At 35.0% G+C, this 21416-nt stretch carries 17 protein-coding genes; 16 read left to right on the top strand and 1 reads right to left on the bottom strand.

Annotated elements, in window-relative coordinates:
- The first annotated feature begins 94 nt into the window (after positions 1–94).
- The 16 genes from AC13EX_RS17610 to AC13EX_RS17535 all read left to right on the top strand — a co-directional run bounded on the left by AC13EX_RS17610 (position 95) and on the right by AC13EX_RS17535 (position 21029).
- Positions 95–802 carry a sugar transferase gene (locus tag AC13EX_RS17610; RefSeq protein WP_482893717.1) on the top strand — a complete coding sequence of 236 codons (708 nt, stop codon included), beginning with the start codon at positions 95–97 and terminating at the stop codon, positions 800–802.
- Positions 803–1234: 432 nt separating this feature from the next.
- Positions 1235–2035, top strand: a complete 801-nt coding sequence (locus AC13EX_RS17605; protein ID WP_048640595.1) for a polysaccharide biosynthesis/export family protein — start codon at positions 1235–1237, stop codon at positions 2033–2035.
- 93 nt (positions 2036–2128) lie between these two features.
- A complete protein-coding gene (locus AC13EX_RS17600) occupies positions 2129–4495 on the top strand; it encodes a GumC family protein (protein ID WP_482893716.1) in 2367 nt (788 codons plus the stop codon).
- 36 nt (positions 4496–4531) lie between these two features.
- Entirely contained in the window at positions 4532–5908 is a 1377-nt protein-coding gene (locus AC13EX_RS17595) for an MATE family efflux transporter (protein ID WP_482893715.1), read from the top strand.
- Positions 5896–7185 (top strand): glycosyltransferase, encoded by a 1290-nt coding sequence (locus AC13EX_RS17590; RefSeq protein WP_482893714.1) that lies wholly within the window; start codon positions 5896–5898, stop codon positions 7183–7185. The genes AC13EX_RS17595 and AC13EX_RS17590 overlap by 13 nt, the downstream gene beginning before the upstream one ends.
- A gap of 3 nt (positions 7186–7188) precedes the next feature.
- Complete coding sequence (locus AC13EX_RS17585; protein ID WP_482893713.1) at positions 7189–8454, top strand: hypothetical protein; 1266 nt, start codon at positions 7189–7191, stop codon at positions 8452–8454.
- A gap of 35 nt (positions 8455–8489) precedes the next feature.
- Entirely contained in the window at positions 8490–9527 is a 1038-nt protein-coding gene (locus AC13EX_RS17580; RefSeq protein WP_339714244.1) for a hypothetical protein, read from the top strand.
- A 36-nt stretch (positions 9528–9563) separates the two neighbouring features.
- Entirely contained in the window at positions 9564–10895 is a 1332-nt protein-coding gene (locus tag AC13EX_RS17575) for a glycosyltransferase (RefSeq protein WP_482893712.1), read from the top strand.
- 1 nt (position 10896) lies between these two features.
- Positions 10897–11904, top strand: coding sequence for a glycosyltransferase family protein (locus tag AC13EX_RS17570; protein ID WP_482893711.1), 1008 nt, complete (start codon positions 10897–10899; stop codon positions 11902–11904).
- Positions 11905–11931: 27 nt separating this feature from the next.
- Positions 11932–14094 (top strand): bi-domain-containing oxidoreductase, encoded by a 2163-nt coding sequence (locus AC13EX_RS17565; protein ID WP_482893710.1) that lies wholly within the window; start codon positions 11932–11934, stop codon positions 14092–14094.
- Positions 14095–14340: 246 nt separating this feature from the next.
- Complete coding sequence (locus AC13EX_RS17560; protein ID WP_482893709.1) at positions 14341–15429, top strand: glycosyltransferase family protein; 1089 nt, start codon at positions 14341–14343, stop codon at positions 15427–15429.
- A 263-nt stretch (positions 15430–15692) separates the two neighbouring features.
- Positions 15693–16886 carry a prenyltransferase/squalene oxidase repeat-containing protein gene (locus AC13EX_RS17555; protein ID WP_482893708.1) on the top strand — a complete coding sequence of 398 codons (1194 nt, stop codon included), beginning with the start codon at positions 15693–15695 and terminating at the stop codon, positions 16884–16886.
- Positions 16887–16986: 100 nt separating this feature from the next.
- A complete protein-coding gene (locus AC13EX_RS17550; RefSeq protein ID WP_084011616.1) occupies positions 16987–17748 on the top strand; it encodes a WecB/TagA/CpsF family glycosyltransferase in 762 nt (253 codons plus the stop codon).
- Between the two features lie 21 nt (positions 17749–17769).
- On the top strand, positions 17770–18873 hold the full coding sequence (locus AC13EX_RS17545) for a glycosyltransferase (RefSeq protein ID WP_084011614.1): 1104 nt from the start codon (positions 17770–17772) through the stop codon (positions 18871–18873).
- Positions 18874–18945: 72 nt separating this feature from the next.
- The gene (locus tag AC13EX_RS17540) at positions 18946–19908 is read left to right on the top strand and encodes a glycosyltransferase family 47 protein (protein ID WP_048640584.1); all 963 of its coding nucleotides are present in this window, start codon (positions 18946–18948) and stop codon (positions 19906–19908) included.
- 14 nt (positions 19909–19922) lie between these two features.
- On the top strand, positions 19923–21029 hold the full coding sequence (locus tag AC13EX_RS17535; protein ID WP_482893707.1) for a glycosyltransferase: 1107 nt from the start codon (positions 19923–19925) through the stop codon (positions 21027–21029).
- 176 nt (positions 21030–21205) lie between these two features.
- Here the strand turns inward: AC13EX_RS17535 and AC13EX_RS17530 are convergent.
- Positions 21206–21416, bottom strand: a 211-nt coding sequence (locus tag AC13EX_RS17530) for a T9SS type A sorting domain-containing protein (protein WP_482891318.1), incomplete at its 5' end; no start/stop codon positions are given.

Below are 21416 nucleotides of genomic sequence, written 5' to 3'. Positions count from 1 at the left end.
CTTTATATATTTGTAAAAATGTATTTCAGATATACATAAATGTTTTTTAGATAGGTAATTAGGTTTAGGAGAGGATTCGTAAAGATTGTTAGAGATGGAAAATGTTTTAGTAGACCAAAAATTTGGTCGAACCTTAGAAGAGGAAAATTTTGTTAATGACCAAACTCAAAGAGAAATCAAAATTCTATATGGTCAAAATGATGATAACAGCAAAAGAGTATTGAAAAGAGCTTTTGATCTGTTTGTGTCTTTTTTTACATTGATTTTTGTTGTTTCGTGGTTATTTCCAATTATTGCAATTTTGATTAAACTGGACTCAAAAGGCAGTGTGTTTTTTAAGCAGTTGAGACATGGAAGAGACAATGAATTGTTCTATTGTTATAAATTTAGAACGATGGTCAAAAACAAGGACGCAGATACCAAGCAAGCTACTGTTAATGATTCAAGGATTACTCGGATTGGTAAGTTCTTAAGAAAATCCAGTTTGGATGAGTTACCACAAGTAATAAATGTAATTTTGGGGGATATGTCTATAGTAGGTCCTAGGCCTCAGGCAGTGCCAATGAATATCGAGTTTGCTAAAGAGATTGATAATTTCATGTCTCGTCACCAGGTTAAACCAGGTATTACAGGTCTTTCTCAAAGCAAGGGCTTTAGAGGAGAAATAAATAGCTACCATGAATTGTATTCAAGGTTTAGGTTGGATTCCTTTTACGTTAGGAAATGGTGTCTTATCTTTGATATTAAGATAATAATTGATACCGCTATTTCTTTAATGAGTAAAAGTGAGAAAGCGTATTAAGAAGGATAAATAAACAGCAAAAGGATTAAACAGCTTAGATCCTATACCATTGTTTATCAGTTGAGTTAGTAATTTTTAAGGCGAATAAAGATTTAATTTGAATTTTTTCGCAAATAAATCAGCCTTAGTTTAAATGACAATGGGTTTAAAACTTTGACAGATAAATGCTTTTTACCTATTCAAAAGTTAATTAAATATCATAATACACCCTCTTTGGGAACGGAATTCAAGGAGGCTAAGTGTTTTAAAATGTTGTCTAGGTGAGTAAGGCATAGCTTAATTCAATTAAAATTATTCATCTCAGTTCTTATTGTTCTGATAATTAAGTAACTTGCGAGGTGTTTAAGGAATTATTAGACATTATAAATTTTTAACTTTTTTCCCAAATTAATCACTCAGCAGGTTAAACCGATTAAACAGTTTTATTTACAAATGAAAAACAATAACCTAATTTATAGTTTGGCTTTTATTATTCTCTTTTCTGGGTTGTTTGGATGTGCGAAAAGAAATCTGGTCTATTTTAGTGATATCGAATCAGGTAGCAGTTATACTACAAATATCAGTCAAGTTGAAGAACCGATAATCCAAACTGCAGATCTAATAAAGATCGTTGTAAGTACGCAAAGTCCTGAATCAAATTTATTATTTAATTCGGGTGTGATTTCTAATGATTCTCAAAATAGAATGATGACCCAACAATTGCCCGCAAATGAAGGGTATCTTGTTGATAAAAATGGCCAAATCAATTTTCCTGTAGTTGGGAAAATTGATATTGCTGGATTGACCAGAGCTGAAGCTACGCTCAAAATGACTGAGATTCTTGAGGAATATGTAAAAGATCCGATAGTTAATATTCAATATTTGAATTTTAAAATTACAGTCATAGGAGAGGTTGCTAATCCAAATACCTTCACCCTATCGACGGATAGAATTAGTATTTTGGAGGCATTAGGTCTAGCGGGGGATATGACTCAATATGGTAAAAGAGAAAATGTGCTTTTAATTCGTGACCAAAATGGCACAAGAAAAGCCGTAAGGTTAAACTTAAATGACAAGGCTATTTTAAATTCACCTTATTTTATGCTACAACAAAACGATGTTTTGTATGTAGAACCTGATAAAATCAAGTCTGTACAAGCAAGCACCAATCAGCGATCGCTTACAATTTTAAGTATTTTGGTTTCATTTGGTGTTTCATTGATGTTCAACCTTCGTTATATTTTTAACGAGTAGAAAGAATTGAACAGATTTAAAAAGTAAATTTTTTAAATAGAGCAATATAATAGTTAACCTGGTTATAAACCATTGGTTCGAATAGTGAACCTTATGAAGAAATCTGATATTTTATCTGACCTATTACTGGATGGATTTATCGACCAAGACGCAAGACCTATGGATTTTAAATTGATAATATTAAGCTATGTGAAATTTTGGTGGCTATTCGTGCTATCCACAATTTTATTTGTGGGTTTGGCTTTCGCATACCTCTTTTTCTCTACACCGCTCTACAGTGTTTCCAGTTCTATACTTATCAAAGTTGATGGAGGTTCTGACTTCGCTCAGAACACCGTTTATAGTGAGTTAGAGGCCTATGAGTCCAATAAGCTTGTTGAAAACGAGATGGAAATCTTAGCCTCTTATAGTTTGATGAGAGATGCAGTGGAGGAATTACCTTTAGATTATTTCTTTTATACGGAGGACAAGTATTCAAGGAAAAGAGAATTGTATGGGGAAGAAATTCCTGTTGAGGTTAAAACTTTACTAAAAAAACCTGATGTAGGTCAATACCCTGAAGAGGTAAGGGTTACCATCAAACCATTTGATGATTATTTCATCTTGGTTCAAAAAGATGAAAAAGAAAAGGTTTACAAATATGGTGAGCTTATCGATAATTGGTATGGAGAGATCAAAATCAATAAATCTGAGTGGTTTTTAGGGGAAATGCCTAATGTTCTTCATGTTTATTTTCAGAATAAAGATCAGGTGGCTGGCATGTATAAAGGAAGAATTCAGGTAAACCTTTCACAAAGATTTGCTTCTGTCTTTAATATTTCTTTGGTAGACGCTGTGCCAAAAAAGGGCGAAGATATTCTTAATAAATTAATTGAGCAGTACAACCTTCAGGCTGTAAAGGAGAAAAACGTAACGGCCAGTAATACCATAGATTTCATTAATTCCCAATTAGACACCTTAATGAGGGAATTAAATAATACTGAGAGACGAATAGAAGAGTACAGGAGGTTGAATAATATCTCAGATATGGGGACAGAAAATTCCCTGATGGTTCAAAGCAGTAAGGAAATTGAAGCCCAACTTTCAGAAATTAAGACACAGACTGAAGTTCTGAATTATCTTGAAGAATACTTACAAGATCCCGAAAGTACAGGTATTGAAGTGGCATCTAATCTATCAATCATTGATGAAACGTTAACAGGTTTGGTTGATGAATTTAATCGTCTTCAGAATGAAAGGCAACGTTTATTAAGGACAGTTCAGCCTAACAATCCTGTGGTGGCAACTATAATTGGACAGTTGGAGTCTTTAAAAGACAATATAAGTACCAATATAGCGAATATTAAAAATGGGTTGAGAATTGAAAGTCAGAATCTTAAAAGTGATCTGGCACAGATAAATACTAGAATATCTAATGTTCCCGAAATTGAAAGAGGACTACTAGAACTTTCTAGAGAGCAAGTCAGAAAGCAAGAACAATACAATTATTTGCAATCTAAAAAGGAAGAAGCCAATTTATCTCTGGCAACTACTACTGTATCCAATGCTCGAGTCATTGACAAAGCAGCCTCAAGTGGTTCCCCAGTGAAACCCAATAAAATGGTGATTTTGGGGATGGCTTTAATTGTAGGTTTTATTTGTCCATTTGGTTTTATCTATATTAAGAATACACTGAATAGTAAAATTATTCATAAGTCTCAAGTTCAAGATATTACCGATATCCCTATTTTATCGGAAATTAGCAATTATCCCAATAGTGGCGAGCTTTTGGCTATCTCTGAGAGGAGAAGAACGCCTATTGCAGAGCAATTTAGGTTGTTAAGAACCAATTTGAAATTTGTTGCTGAAGGAAAGGATGATAGAGTGCTTATGGTAACATCAAGCATTAGTGGTGAGGGCAAAACATTCTTTAGCTTAAACCTTGGTGCAAGCTTAAGTATCGCTAAAAAGAAAGTGGTTGTATTGGAATTTGATCTTCGTAAGCCGGCGCTTCTCAGAAGTGTGAAAATGAAAACCAAGCTTGGTATAGCAGATTTTCTATCTAACGATGACGTTAAAATAGAAGATATTCTTCTTGACTTCAAAAAAGTGGATGGATTGTCTCTAATAGGTTGTGGCAATATTCCAGAAGATCCAGCTGAGTTAACCTTGGGTGACAAGGTGAAGGAGCTAATAGAAAAGCTTAAAGAGAGATTTGATTATATTATTTTAGACACTGCGCCTGTGGGCACAGTTACAGATGCATTCAATCTAGCTCCTTATTGCGACCGAACCTTGTTTTTGATCAGGTACAATTACACCAAGAAAGAAAACCTTATTTTTATGGAAGACATTGACATCAAGAGCAAGCTTAAAAACACTTCGCTGGTGATGAATGATGCAAAACAGACAAATGGGTATTATGGTTATTCTTATGGCTATTATGAGGAAGATAAAAAATCTTCCAAATCATCTACTTAATTTTTTTAGCCTATATTTTATGTTTTTATATAACCAATGAAAAGATTATTTTCATCTATTTATCAATATTTTAAAAAACACCTTGTAAAAGGAAATGCAAGAACGGTTCTTGCTAAAAAAAATATTGTTGGTTCAATTTTTATCAAAGGTGGTAGCATAGCTGTCAGTTTGATAATGGTTCCATTAACTATTGACTACATAAATCCCACACGTTATGGGATATGGTTGGCTCTAAGTTCAATCGTAGGCTGGTTTAGTTTCTTTAATGTGGGCATGACTCACGGGTTAAGAAATAAATTTGCAGAAGCAAGGACTAAAGGTGACAATGCAGCCGCAAAAATGTACATAAGTACTACCTATGCCGTGCTGACCATTGTGTTTTCGGCGGTTTGGTTAGTATTCTTAATTGTTAACCCATTTCTAGACTGGGTCAATATATTAAATGCATCTTCAGAAATGAGGTTGGAACTTTCGATCCTTGCCATTATCATTTTTACTTATTTTTGTCTTCAATTTGTATTAAAAATCATTAATACCTTAATCACAGCTGATCAACAACCGGCAAAGGCTTCTCTAATTAATTTTTTAGGACAGATTATTTCTTTGTTGGTCATAGTTGTATTGGTAAAAACCACTGAAGGATCACTTATCAATCTGGGTTTGGCGCTTTGCATTGCTCCAGTAGCCGTATTGGTAGCTGCTAATTTTTACTTCTTCGGCACTAGTTATAAAAACTTAAAGCCATCTATTTCTAGTGTTAATTTTTCCCAATCCAAAAATCTATTTAGTTTAGGCCTGGTGTTTTTCATAATTCAAATTGCTAGCCTAGTTCAATACCAAACTTCTAATATAATAATTGCACAAAGTTTTGGACCATATGAAGTAACTACCTACAATGTGGTTTACAAATACTTTAATGTTTTGGGAATGGGATTTGGAATATTCTTAACACCATTTTGGTCAGCATCAACAGATGCATTTTTTAAAAATGACATTAATTGGATTAAAAAGGCTACCATTAAATACTTGCAAATAGGCTTACTTTTTGTATTAGCAGGTGTTGTTATGTTGTTTGTTTCAGACACCGTTTATAGGGTATGGCTAAAAGGGCAGGTAGATATAGACTTTACCTTATCTCTTTGGGGATTAATATTTTTCACATCCTTTATGTTTGCAAGTATATTTGTTAACTTTTTAAATGGGATAAGTGCACTGAAGATTCAATTTTGGGCAAGTCTTATTAGCCCTTTGATTTTTGTAGGATCAGCTTATTTACTAATAGATTATTATGGTATGGGGGTTCATGCACTTTTTATCTCATCCCTAATTGCGAGTTTCAATGGAATAATTATTGCCCCACTTCAGTATTATTTCATTATATACAAGAAAAAGAAAGGACTATGGATCAGGTAGACAGTAAAAAGCTTATTGTAAATTCGGACCAAGGGTTTGAAAGTAAAAATAAGAAGCGAGTAGTTCATTTGCAATATGGCTCAAGTCCTTCTGGAAATTATGTGTTGAGATACCATGAAGCCTTTTTGGAACGTGGGCTCGATTCATGTGTACTTTCATTGCACTCCAATGTTATAGGTGATCCCAAAATCCAGCGTATTGGTAAAAAAGGTGTTCTTATTCGAAAGGTAAACCAAAGAATTCAGGATTTTTATACAAGAAACATTGATAAAGATGCAGGTGGTTTTGCATTATCACTTTTTGGTAGTGATGTAACTTCCCATGATTGGGTTAAAAATGCAGACGTCATCTATGTTCACTGGATTTTAGGTGGTTTTTTAAGCATTGACGGATTAGAAAAAATTGCCAAACTTGGCAAACCTATGATTATGGTCATGCATGACATGTGGACCATTACGGGGGGATGCTTTCATAGTTTTGATTGTCAAAAATTCTTAAGTCATTGTCAAAATTGCCCGATGTTTCCGGGAGACAAGGAAAAAGACCTCTCCTATACTCAGTTTGAAGAAAAGTTTAAATTTTACCACAATTACGATAATCTTTCTTTTGTTGCTCCAAGTAAATGGTTGTTTAATCTAGCAAAAAAAGGAACACTACTAAAGGATAAGCCTGTTTTTAGGATTCCAAACCCACTTGACACGGATTTGTTTAAGCCATTTGAGAAAAAAGTTGCCAAGAAGATATTAAATATTGACCAGTACCAATATGTCATTTCTTTTGGGGCCAATAAAATCACAAGCCCTTATAAAGGTTGGACCTATTTAATGGATGCGTTGAAGGACTTAAAACAAAGGCAGCCAAATTTAAATATTTGTCTTTTAATTTTTGGAAGTGGTCCAAATAAAGAAATACAGGATTCGATACCTTTCCCATGTAAGTTTATGGGCTTTATAACCGATGATTATACCACTAATTTGGTTTACAATGCTTCAGATGTTTTTGTAGCACCTTCCCTTGCAGACAATCTTCCAACAACAATTTTGGAAAGTCTTGCCTGTGGAACACCTGTTGTTGGGTTTGATGTTGGAGGAATTCCGGACATGATTGATCATCTTAAAAATGGATATTTGGCAAAGTATAAGGACGCAATTGATCTTTCACATGGATTAAATTATTGTCTGTCCAATAATCTGGGAGGGTACTTGCTACCTGATTTTTATAAAAGTGTAATTGTTAACCAGCACCTGGCCTTAATGCAAGACGCCATCAAGGAGTGATTTGTGGAAAAAGTAAATAAATATAACGCATCCTTAAAGGAGTTTTTACACTATGATAGGTATGAGCTGATAGCCATTAATGTGTTTTGGCTGGGATTCATTGCCTACATAGCTAGTTCTACGATCCTTTCTACCAAAGAGATGCCGTTTATGTTATTTCAGCCCCTGCAATTATTGGGACTGGCAGCTATATTTGCCTCATCAGCCTATTTGCTAAAGCCTAATTTTGAGTCCGAATACTTTAAAATTTTCTTCTTTTTATTCGCTTTATGGGCACTTGTGATTTTATTTAGAGGATTTTCCTTCAATAAAAATGTTTTAAAATTGATCTTTCTAAACCCGTGGTTTGGAGGGATGTTTTATTTGGTTCCGCTCGTAGTATTGTTTAGAAAGAGCTTTTTGCTCTATAAAAAACTCTTTTCAGCAATAATTCTGCTCAGTGTTATTTTTCTTCTATTCAGTTTAATGTTTCGAGGTATATTAACAGAAGTAATACCTGACGATCTAAATAGGAGTGTTGTTGAATATTTTACCAAATCTTTAGGAATTACAGCCTTATTCATTTTATTCACCCACATGTACCATTCCAAAACCAAAAACTTTTTTGCTTTTGTAGTGATAGTTGTGGTTCTAATTTTAGGAGTTATTCGAGCAAGACGTGGACTATTGTTTATGGCAGGTCTAGGCTTGCTAATGGCTGGTTATATTTATTTTATTAGTGCAAAATCAAAATTATTGTCTGGCACCATCCTGTTAGCGCTGCTATTTTTTGCAGTAATTGGAGGGGTTTATGTCTTTTTAAATGTAGAAATGGAAGCCCTGTACTACCTCCAAGATCGAGGTGTTACAGACACCCGGTCTGGTATAGAAATCTACTTCTATAAAGATATGCAAGGCTTAGATTGGATTATAGGTCGGGGAATGAGGGGAGAATATTATTGTCCAACCATGGAATCCGGAAACTATAGAGGAACTGTGGAAACAGATTACCTTAACATGATATTGAAGGGAGGAATCATAAACCTTGTACTTTTATTAGTGATTTTGATTCCTGCTATATTTTTAGGTCTTTTCAGCTCTAAAAATTATTTAACTAAAGCATTTGCTCTATGGATTTTATTTTGGCTTATTAATACTCATCCTTCTACAGTACAGGTGTTTACGATGAATTATTTTTTGGTTTGGTTTGGAGTAGGGGTTTGTTACTCCCCATTTATTCGAAGCATTCCAGAGGAGAAAATGAAATCTCTTTTTAAACCGGTTGAGTGATTTTAAGGTTTTTAGATAAAAGTTACGTTTTGACAATGAAAAATATAGCAATAGTTACCAAACCAAATTATTCAAGCCCCAGAATTTTAGCCAACTGCCTGCACAGTTTTTTATCTCAAGCAGAGGGTGTTAAGTCTGAAGTGTTCTATGAATTATTCGTGTTTAAGCGGTTGTTGAGTTATGCTAAAGTAGCCAAAAACTACAATTATATTACCTGGAAAGGATATCAGTTGATCCATTATATTCAGGATCAATTGTTCTTACGTAAGTTAAAGAAATATGATGCAGTAATAATCGTAGAATGTAGTCCCAAGGCGTTTTTGAGTGATTCGTTTGACTTTGTGAAGTTAAGGAAGAAATTAGAAGGCATACCACTTATCTTTCATGAAGTTTATTATTTAGGTAATGCTCCAACTATGGTTTCCTACCTAAATGATGGAGGACACCACCAAGAAGATATTTTTGATTGGCATTTGTCCGTTTCTGAAGTAACCGAAATTAGGAGTAAGCCAAAGGCACCATGGAGTCAGGTAGGCTTGTATTTGAAGAGTACAGGACTAGCCCCAGTTTCCAAAAAAGAACACTTGGCAATTATAGATTTTTATAGGGAGGGCTACGAGAAAGAACGGAATGAGCAGATAAAAGCATTAGAAGCAGTAGGAATTCCTTATATTGAATTATCTGGATCATATACTTTTGATGAAATCAGAGAGATTTATAAAAAAGCTACATTTTATTTCCTTCAATTTCCTGAATCTTTTGGTCTGCCGATTGCAGAATGCATGAGTTGCGGCGCCTATGTTTTTACGCCCGACACATCATGGGGTATGGCTTGGAGGTTGGATGATGAAGTGGAAATACACGGCCCAGGGAAGTTAGCAGATTGCTTTGTGGTTTATGATGGGCAAGAAGGTTTGCAAGAAAAATTGAGACAGTATAAATTGGAGTATGACCTAGAGAAAACGCCGCAAAAGGTATTTGAGATTTTTATGGAAAATTATTCAGATTATTATAATGGAAACAAAGCTGAGCTGAATTATTTTCTTGAAAAGTTGAAAAGCGGAACGCTCTAAATATTGTGTATTCATTTACTATAAGTTGATTACTATATGAATTATCCTAAAGTATTGATTCTTAACCAGCCCTTTAACAATGTTTCCGGAGGAGGAATCACCTTATCTAATCTTTTTAAAGGCTGGAAGAAAGATCACCTAGCTGCTGTGTGCTTAGGTAACCTTTTTAATGAAAAAACACAATTGGATATTTGTGATAAGTATTATCAATTGGGTCATAAGGAGCATGTTTGGAATTTCCCTTTAAATTTAATGAAGAGAAAATATCCTTCAGGCCCATTGAAAATTGACAGGAAGAAGAAGAATGTAGAAACCATAAAGAAGTCTCCGCTAAGGGTAACCTTGCTTAATGAGTACATTAATCCGGCACTGAATTGGCTTGGAGTCTTGAATTGGGCTTCCAGTATTCAGCTTTCCCCTGAATTAAAGGAATGGCTTGATGAGTTTAAGCCAGATGTTATCTATGCCCAGGCACAAAGGCGGGAAGCAGTTGTCTTTTGCACTCTAGTTCAGCGTTACTTAAAAAAACCAATGGTTTTCCATATGATGGATGATTGGATCGAAGTGCTGCCTGGCTATGGTTTAATGGGTGGGTATTGGCATAAAGTTGTAGATAAAGAGTTTAGAGAAATGTTGTCTACTTGTGATAGACATTTTAGTATAAGTGAACCAATGGCACTAGCTTATAGGGAACGGTATGGATATACATTTTCTACCTATCATAATCCCATAGAGCTTGAATTCTGGAGCAAGAGCCAGCGGAATTCTTATGATTTTGGGGATAAAATTCAAATTTTATATGCCGGTAGAATGGGTTTAGGTATTCAGAGTTCCTTGGAGACCATGGCCAAATGCTTGGATGAACTAAATAAAGAACTAAAAACACCTGTTGAATTGGTGCTGCAGGTAGGTAAAAGGCCTGAATGGGTTGATAAATACCATTGTATTGTCCATAGAGGGTTTGTCCCTTATGAGGAATTACCTGACCGTTTTTCAGAGGCAGATTTTCTGTTTTTGCCCTATGATTTTACCCCTTCGGCAAATGCTTTTATAAAATACTCCATGCCGACTAAAGCATCTGAATACATGATCTGTGGAACGCCTGTATTGGTTTTTGCACCTGAAGATACAGCATTGGTTACTTATGCACAGGATCATCAATGGGCTCAGGTAGTGACAAAAAATGAAGTCCAAGCACTTCGGGATGGATTGATGGAATTGATTAATAACAAAGAGTTGCGACAAAGGATCTCTGAAGCAGCTATAAAACTTGCAGAGGAAAGGCATGATGCAAGTAAGGTTAGAAAGCAATTCAAAGAGGAATTGTCTGAATTGGGAGCATTAGAAAACAAGGTAAATCAAGCTTAAAATGGCAGCCATTTTTTTGTATCCAAAGATAGATAAGATAATAGGGTCACCAAATCCCTATATCTTTAATTTTCAGAAAGCCCTGGCTGAAAATCATAGGGTGGTGAATGCAAATGCACCTAATCGTGGAATTCTTAGTTTCTTCATCCATTTCAATAACGCAGAACTATTCATTCTTAATTGGCCGGAAACTATCCCAGAAAAAAAGTTTGGAGGGGTTCAAAAAAGACTTTTTAGCCTGTTTTTATGGATGGCTAAAAAATTCTCGAAAAGGATTGTGTGGGTTTTACACAATAAAGGATCACACCATAAAGGTGAGAATGAAGTGACTCGTGATATGTTTAATAGGCTGATGCGTTCTTCTGACTTTATTATCACCCATTCGAATGCAGGTAAAGATTTTGTAGCTGTGGATTATCCTGATGCTTTATCTAAAGTTCATGTGATTCCACACCCATTTACTCAAAAATTGGGGAATTATCAGGCGGATGAGAAAAAATATGATTTCCTTATTTGGGGAAGTATTTTCCCATACAAAGGGATAGATATTTTTCTAAATTATCTACAAACATCACCTGCATTAAATAAGGCGAGAGTATTGATTATAGGAAGATGTAGTGACCAGGATTATAAAAGTAAAATTCTTTCTATATTGCCTGAAAGTGCTGATTATAAGGATGAATTGCTAAGTTTAGAAGAAATAGCAAATTATTCTAATCAGGCCCGTTTTACTTTGTTTACCTATAAATCCCAAACCGTAATTAGCTCTGGCTCATTGGTGGACAGTATACGCATGGGGGCAATCGTTTTAGGTCCGGATCATGGTGCATTTAAAGATATGGGCAATTTGGCTTTTATGCGAACTTTTAAAGATTTCGATGATATACCCAAGATAATCGAGGAATTTGACCCAGCTGATGAGCGAATAGAAGCGGATAGAAATACTTTTATGAAGCAAAACACCTGGCATAATTTTGTGCAAAAAATTGAAAAAATTACAGGTATCTAAACATTATTTAATTTATTCTTTATAGCAATGAAACAAGTAATTCAAAATTTTAAGACTGGAGAGCTTTATGTAGACGAGGTTCCTGTACCGGCTATTTCTGAAGGTATGGTATTGGTTGAAAATGAATATTCACTAATTAGTGCTGGTACGGAAAGAAGTACAGTAAAGGTAGCACAGGCAAGTCTTATAGGCAAAGCCAAACAAAGACCTGACCTGGTAGCACAGGTGATCCAGAATATTCGTAAAGAGGGTTTTAAGGCCACTATGGATAAGGTTAAAACCAAACTTGATTCATTAAAGGCTTTAGGATACAGTACTTCTGGAAAAGTTATCGCCTCCATGGATAGTAACGGAGCTTTTAAGCCTGGTGACAGGGTAGCTTGTGCAGGAGCTGATTATGCTTCTCATTCTGAGGTGATTTCTGTGCCTCAGAACCTAGTTACAAAAATCCCAGATAATGTTAGCTCCGATGAAGCAGCCTTTACCACTTTAGGTGCCATTGCACTGCAAGGAGTAAGACAAGCAGACCCTAAATTAGGAGAAAAGGTTTGTGTAATAGGTCTAGGTTTACTTGGGCAAATAACTGTTCAACTCTTGAAAGCAAATGGCTGCTCCGTTTTCGGAATAGACATGTCAGAGAAGTTGATCGAATTAGCAAAAGAGTCAGGGGCAGGACAATCCATGCATAGAAACGATTCTAATTTGATCGCTGCTTGTCAGAATTTCACGAATGGAAGAGGCTTTGATTCTATCATCATTACAGCGGCAACACCTACCAATGACCCAATAGTCCTTTCTACTGAAATAGCTCGTAAAAAAGGTAAAATTATAGTTGTAGGTGCAGTGAAAATGGATATCCCTCGTGAACCTTATTTTTACAAAAATGAATTGGAGCTAAAAATCTCTTGTTCTTATGGTCCAGGTAGATATGATGTAGATTATGAAGAGTTAGGCAAGGATTACCCATTTGCTTATGTCCGATGGACTGAGCAGAGGAATATGGAAGCATTCTTGGATTTGATAGCGGCCAAGGCCATTAATATCAAACCTTTGATAACCCACTTGTTTGATATCGATGAAGCAGTAAAAGCATATGATATTGTGATGGGGAAAGTTCAGGAACCTCATATTGGTATTTTACTAAAATACCAAGAATCAGCGGCCAAACTTCAATCGGTTACTAAGGTAAACAATGAGCCCATTAAGGAAATAAATGCTGGCTTTATTGGTGCAGGTAGTTTCGCGCAAAGCTATTTGATACCGAATGTAAAGTCTTGGGGAGGATCTTTAGATGGAGTAGTTACTTCAAAAGGTATAACTGCAAAAAGCGTTTCAGATAAGTTTAAATTCAATTTTTGCTCATCAGATGCAAAAGATGTTTTTGATAAAAATGAAATCAATACAGTGTTTATTGCCACTCCTCATGTGTCACATGCTTCCTATGTGATTGATAGCCTTAAAGCTGGGAAAAATGTTTTTGTTGAAAAACCTTTAGCTATGAACATGGAGCAATTGAAAGAAGTGATCCATGCCAAGAAAAGTGCTGATAAATCCTTAATGGTTGGATTTAATAGGCGATTTGCACCGATTTCAGAGGAATTGAAAAAAGAATTTAAAAACACTGGAGAACCTCTTGTAGTAAATATAAGGGTGAATGCAGGTTTTATTCCTAAAGACCATTGGTCTCAAATTCCTGAAATTGGAGGGGGTCGCATTGTTGGTGAAGTTTGTCACTTCATTGATTTAATGCAGTATTTTACTGATGCCGATCCAATTAAGGTTTATGCTGAATCCATAAATACTTCTAATGAACAAATTACTTCTGCCGATAATATGGCCGTAACGGTTAAGTTCAGTGATGGTTCGGTAGGCAACCTTACTTATTTAGCTAATGGTGATAAATCACTTCCTAAGGAGAATATTGAGGTTTTCTCTGGAGGGAAAGTTGGAATCATTCAGGATTTTAGAGCAGGAAGCCTACATAAGGAGAACAAACTGACCAAGCTTAAGTCTTCAGGTAAAGGCCATTTAGAAGAAGTGCATAGCTTTCTTGATAATGTGAAAGAAGGTAAGCAAAGTCCAATATCTTTTGAATCCATTTGCTTGACTACTTTGACTACATTTAAAATACTAGACAGTCTTTCTACAGGTATGCCTCAGGAGGTAAGCCTAGACGAACTGTTTTCATAATTTAATATTCTAAGTGGTTATAGAGTGTGGCTGTTTTTTAGCTGGGCAGTTCGTTCTTATATTAACTTAGGTTGTTAAAACCAAATGCTTTTGGGACGTGCCCTAATAATAGGAGCACTCCCTTAGCTAATTGAGGTTCAGGTATGGGTTTGGCGTCACTACCACTTCTCAAACCAATCTATTATAAATATCGAAATCGTTAAACGATTGATTATTTTTTGAAAGAAAATAAAATTTATTAGATCAATGGAATTTATTGTTTATACCAATACAGAATGGGACGGACCACCTCGATCCAGGCATCAATTGGCCCATGCATTAGCGAAAAGATTTAAGGTTACTTTTGTGTCGTCAAATACCATCGGTATCCCCAAATTGGAAAGCACGTTGGTAAACGATAACTTCGAATTACTATGCCCATCTTTTCCATCTAGTTTTAGACTTAGGTACAGAATGCCGGTCTTAAATGAAGCTTACCAAGTGTGGCTATTTAGCAAGCTAAAAAAGCGGTTTAAGGGTAAAGATGTTATTTTTATTTGTACTGAATTTGGTGGGCATTTGGTTGGTAAATATTTTGAGAAATTTATTTATATGGCCAATGATGACTTTATTAACAATGTCAAAGTTCCTGGTTGGATGAAAGCTTACGCCATTTTCACACAGACTAGGTTGATAAAAACTTCGACCTTTTCCTTGGGGACTGCAAAAAAGTTAGTTGATGATTTTAGTAAGATAAATCCAAAATCCTATGAGTTAGCATTAGGAGCACCTGAATTTCCCAAAGTAGAGGAATCCCGATTAACCATAAATCGAATAGAAGAAAAGATAAGAGTGGTTTTACTTGGCTATATCGACAAGAAAAAAACACCACTGGCACTCATTAATAAAATTTTGGAAATAGAAAATGTAGAATTACATTTGATTGGGCCTATTAAAGATGATTTTCTGGACCACTTATCTATGCCTAAAAAAGTGGTTGCTCATGGTGTAATGACAGGTGATCCATTGAGTTTGAAATTGTTGGAGATGGATGTCGCTATCGCTCCATACTATATGGATGATCCAAATACAGGTAGAACACCAAATAAAATGTGGCAATATCTGGCCACTGGTAGACCTGCAGTAATAACCAATCTTCCGAATGTGAGGCATTGGGAGTTTCCAGAAGGAACAGTCTATAAAGCGAATAACGATAATGAATTTGTATCTTTTGTAAAGCAGGCATTCGACGAAAATACTGAAGTATTGATCAAAGAAAGAATCACTATTGCGGCAAACAATTCTTGGAGCAAAAGGGTAGACCAACTATTAGCTTATATAGAAAAGTATTATTAATAGAATTGGTAGGTATATTGGATGTAAGCTACAATCATATATCTCAAACATTCTCGGGAGTCGGAAATCCTATGCGAAAGGAAGGAAAGCGCACTGGTTTAAAGACTTATTTTATTTGTCTTTAAAGAGAACTTGGTGTTTTTAATTCAATACTTTGAGTTTTACTTATACGATAAGCTGGTTTAATTCTCTCAAAATAGATACATTGATTTTCGGAAAATACTGATTGAAACAATATTAAAATGCCATCAAACAAAGAAACAATGAGTCAAGTAAACGATTTTTTCTACTCCTTTGAACAATTGGCCGACTTTTGTTCCAAGGAGGAATATAAAGGGTATGATCCGTATGATAGTTTAAATAGTAAACTGTTTCAGTCCATTCCTTTGCTTTCGAAATCTCGTATTGCTAAGCTAGCTTGGACGCAGTTTTTTAAGCGCGCACCTATGAACCTAAGGCCTCTTGTAGGTGTGCCTAAAGAATTTAACCCAAAAGCATTGGGTTTATTTCTAACAAGTTATTGTAACCTTTACGAAATTGATCCACAAACCCATTATTTGGAGAAGATTAATTTTTTTGGAGATAAAATTTTGGATCTACAAACAAAGGGGTGGAGTGGAAGTTGTTGGGGATACAATTTTGACTGGCAAGCCAGGGCATTTTTCCAACCTAAATATACTCCTACAGTAGTGGCCACTACATTTATAGCTTGTGGGTTACTTGATGCTTTTGCCATTACTGAGAGAAAGGAGTTTTATGCTGCAGCAAGAAGTGCCTGTGATTTTGTTTTAAAGGATCTTTATCGTACTTACGATGACAAAGGAGACTTCTCTTTTTCTTATTCTCCATTAGATAAGAGTGTTGTTTTCAATGCTTCACTTTTAGGAGCACGATTACTAAGTAGGGTTTACTCTATTTCTGGTGAGAAGGAATTAATTGAGGAAGCCAAGAAAGCTGTGAATTTCGCTTGTGGATATCAGAAAGAAAACGGTGCTTGGAGTTATGGGACATTGCCTTTTCATCATTGGATCGATAATTTCCACACTGGTTATAACCTTGAGTGCTTGTCTGATTATGCGCGATATTCTGGTGACCATTCCTTTGATAGTTATATGGAAAAGGGATTTGACTATTATATCAATACCTTTTTTACTGATGAAGGTATTTCAAAATATTATAATAACAGTACTTTCCCAGTGGATATTCATGCACCTACCCAATTGTTGATTACATTAGATAAGTTAGGGCAATTTGATAAACACAAAGAAATGGCTGTTAAAGTGATGCAATGGACTATAGCTAACATGCAATCTCCAAAAGGTTATTTTTATTATCAGATTAACAAACATTTTACGTCTAGAATCCCTTATATGCGGTGGGCGCAAGCGTGGATGTTTTTATCTTTTACAGTATTATTTAAAAAAGAAAGTTCTTTTTACAACAAAAAACACTCCTGATAGGGTGCTTGGATAGCTTAAAGAGAGGTACTAGCAAGGATAAGTTCTACTGATAAAAATGAAAAATATAAAACATTAAGTTTACATAAAGAGCAATCTTATGAAAGAGGTAAAAAGAATTAGTATTTGTAATGTACCTGTAGATTCCTTAACCATGGATGAAACTGTGGCATTGATAAACCAAAGTATCAAGAAGAAAGAAAATTTGCACCACGTAGTAGTGAATGCTGCAAAGCTTGTTAATGCTCAAAAAGATCCTGAGCTAAAAGCATCAATAGTTGAATGTGATATTATTAATGCAGATGGGCAATCTATCGTTTGGGCAGCCCGTTTTTTAAAAGAATATCTTCCTGAGCGAGTAGCAGGAATTGATCTTATGGATAATTTAGTAGGTTTAGCTGCTAAGGAAAATTATAAAATATTTTTTCTCGGAGCCAAAGAAGATGTAGTTAATAAGGTTGTTGATATTTATTCAAATAAATACAATAAAGATATAATTGCAGGCTACAGGAATGGGTATTTTGGAAAGGATGAAGAACTTGAAATCGCCAAGCAAATAAAAGCCTCTAATGCCGATATTTTATTCGTAGCAATGAGCTCCCCAAAGAAGGAGATTTTCTTAAATAAATACAAAGAGGTCATGGATGTGCCCTTTATAATGGGAGTAGGGGGTAGCTTCGATGTGGTATCTGGAAAAGTGAAAAGAGCACCTGTGTGGATGCAGAACATTTGTCTTGAATGGTTCTACAGGACAATGCAAGAACCTGGTAGAATGTGGAAACGGTACCTTACTACTAATGTAGCATTTGTGAAGCTTCTTCTGACAGAGAGGCTTAGCCCTAGTAACAGAAGGAAAACCTAATTTAAATAAACGATTAAGATATTGGAAGAAAGGGAAAAACCAAGGTTACTACTGGTTAACAATTATAGCATGGAGAATGCCTATGCGCTTTGGCAACAGGGTAAAAGTGGAAGTCACCATGTTTGGGGAAAAGTTGAGTTGGAGAGAAGAGGAAATGTTGAAGTTAAAATTTTTCAGCATGAAAAATATTCTTTTCTTAATCGAATAGGTAGTTTGTTAAAAGTCAAACACCTGGACCAACAGTTGAGATTGTTGAATTATGGTAAGCATTTTGATATATTGTACGCGCCTTATTCTTGGTCGAACACCAGGCTACTAATAGTGTTAAAATTATTGGGTTTGTACAGAAAACCAATTTTAGTGACCATACACCAACCTTTTATGAAAATGAATTCTTCAAATTCATTTTTAAGGTGGGTCAGTAAGCAATTTTTGTTTCAATATGACGGTATTGTTTTTCTTAGTGAAAAGCTGAAGGAACATACAATTAGGGCACTAAATATTACTAAAAAGAGTGATTTGGCTAAAATTGATACAGCGCAATGGGGGCCAGATACTAAGTTTTACGATAAGGTAGTTAGCAATGAAGAAGATGCTTTGACTTACTTTATAAGCGCTGGTCATACAGCCAGGGATTATGTCACATTAATTGAGGCATTTAGAAAAATGGATCACCAACTTAGGATTTTTTGCACACCAAGTTCAAAACCTGTGGTAAAAGATTTACCTAGTAATGTGACCATTAATGCTTCCTTTATTCCTTATGAAGAACTGCTTAAGTTTTATAAAGAGTCTATTGCTATATTAATACCTCTTAAATACCCTGATAGTCAAGAAGGTTGTCAAGGTATGACAAGCTTACAAGATGTAGTAGCTTTAGGAAAACCCACTGTTATCACAGAGAATCCAATGATTAATATAGATGCTGCTAAAGAGGGTTTTGGAATTACTGTAGGTAAAGGAGATGTAAATGGATGGGTGGAAGCCGTTGAGCTATTAGCAAAAGACAAACGGATGTTTCGGAAAATGAGTGATCAAGCAAATCGTGTATATTTGCAAAAGTTCAATTCCGAATTATTTGCAGAAAAATTAGAGAAAGCTGTTCTAAAAATTCGTTTAAGATAGCTATATTAGGATAATATTTCGATTCTTTAGAATTTGTTTTCCATTTTTAACTAATAAACACATATTTAAGGTATGAAATTGTTTGGTCTTACCAATGTTTCAATAGAAGACAAATCAGATTATAGATTTGAGGAATTGAATGAATCAAAGTTTATAAAGAATGTAATTGATGAGTTAAGGGGGATTCTACAAGGGAAGTTTGATGATTTTGAGTTTTTTATTTATTCCAATCACCGCGTAAATAAAAGAAACCCTGATTCAGGAACTGATATTATGCCACCTAGTGGCGATTATAAATCCAGTAAAAAGAAAATATTACTTTATTTTTCAGATGAGAGGGGTTTAGATCCTAGTTGTTTTTCTGATAAGTATTTTGCAGTTTTTAAATCCTATATAGGAATGAAAGCTAAGGCTAAAAATGTTTTCCCTCTTGCCTTAGGCTATGTGAATGCTGTTCCTGAATTTCCAAATAAACCTATAAATAAAAGGAAATACAATGTTTTTTTTAGGGGAAACCTTAATATGAACAGAATAGATTTTTACCGAATTTTTTCCAAATGGGGTTTTATTTTACCTTCAGAGAAAATTTTAACACATGATTACTACCGAAAGTTTTTGTTGAAGCTTGGCAGTGATTTTAGTTCGTTTTTTTCTAATTCTATTGTCATTTTTAATAATGGATTTAAAGCTGGCTTTTCTCCAGAGAAGTATGGGGAAGTATTGGCAGATTCTAAAATTGTACTGTGCCCAAAGGGGTATTTTATGACAGAATGCTTTAGGCATTTTGAAGCGATGAGAGCAGGCTGTGTAATCATTTCTGAACCTTTGCCAGATACTCCTTTTTATGCCAATTCTCCCTTAATTCAAGTGAACAATTGGGAAAAAGGATGTGATATTGCACAAGAGTTATTAAAGGATGAGGCTAAGCTTGAGGAAATTCATCGAAAAACACTCGCATGGTGGGAGGAAAAGTGTTCAGAACATGCTACTGCCCAGTACATCGTCGCAAAGATAGAAGAATTGGAACGAATCTAATTTGGCTGCAAATTATGGAGAAAAAGATAAAAGTACTTTTAATCAACTCCTATTCCTTTGAAAATATCTACGAAAATTGGAAAAAGGGGACCAATCCAAGCCATTACCTAATGGGGAAGATTGAATTAGAGAAATCAGGAGATTTTATAGTAGATATCCACAAACATCAAAAATACAAGTGGCTTGACAAAATAGGTAAGTACCTAAAAATACCATTCCTAGATCAACAGGTGAGAGCATTATTTATAATTAAAAATTATGATCTTGTTTATATGCCTTATCCAGTTTCTATCAATAAATTGTTAACATTCTTGAGGTTTTTAGGGTTGCTCAAGATTCCTTTGGTAGGTTTAGCTCATCAAAATTTTATTTATTATAAGAACAAGAATTCTATTTTGAATAAGTTGGGAGTTAAACATCTGCGGCAGTTTGATGCGTTTGCGTTTTTTTCAAAAAATTTGATGGTAAAAACACAAAGAGATCTTCATTATAACGAGGAAGAAAAAGAGAGTAAATGTTTCCCTGTAAGTTGGGGGGCAGATGTGGGCTTTTATAAAAATTTGAAAGCGAAGAAGGAAAGTGATCAAGCTCCTTATGCAGTTTGTGCCGGTACAGCTGATAGAGATTATGACATGCTCATTAAAGCTTTTGAAAATTTACCCTATAACTTAAAGATATATTGTACCCCAAATACCATCCCCTCTTCAGTAAATCTTCCAGCAAATGTAACAGTTGACACTACCTGGGTGCCATATGATCAACTTTTGGAGTCATACGTTAATTCTTCGTTTATTATTATCCCACTAAAAGAAGAAATTAGAGAAAAAGGAAATACCTATGGACTTACAGTTTTGTTGGATGCCATGGCGGTAGGTAAACCAATTTTAATGACACAGCATTCATTTTTGGATATCGATATAGAAGAAGAAAAAATAGGGCTCTGGGTTAATGAAAATAATCCAGAGGGATGGAATAAAAAATTGAAGAAAATGATAGGCGGCGAATTAAATCTTGATGAAATGGGAGAAAGAGCCAAAATTCTTCATGTTGAGAAATACAATGTTCAAAATTTCGCTAATCAATTGGCTGAAGTTTTCAAGACTGTTTTAAACCGTAAGTAAATCTTTCCTATGGAGCAGCTCCTGCCTGAATTGATGCATGATGATCGCTAAGTTGATATTGAAAATTGAATTGTGAGGGGTATTTGGAATTTCCTTCTCACTTAGTAAGTTCTTAAATAGCAAAAGGCTCCCTGAAATAGTATCAGGGAGCCTTTTATGATTGATAAATCCTTTGCTTATGGATTGACGATCAACCTTTGTTTGTTGATCACAGTTTGTTCGTTGCTGATGCTTACCAGGTACATTCCTTGAGTAAGGTTGTTTAGTGGGATATTGAACTGGTTGTTTTCAGTTTTGATGCTGGCCAAGTCAAAATGGCTAACCAACTGACCGTTCATGTTGTGGATAAGCACCCTTCCTCTTCCAATTTCAGCATTGATTTCCAAA

The sequence above is a fragment of the Cyclobacterium sp. L-R genome (assembly GCF_056859355.1).
Note: the sequence above shows the minus strand (reverse complement) of the source record. Positions and strands in the feature narration are given on the sequence as shown.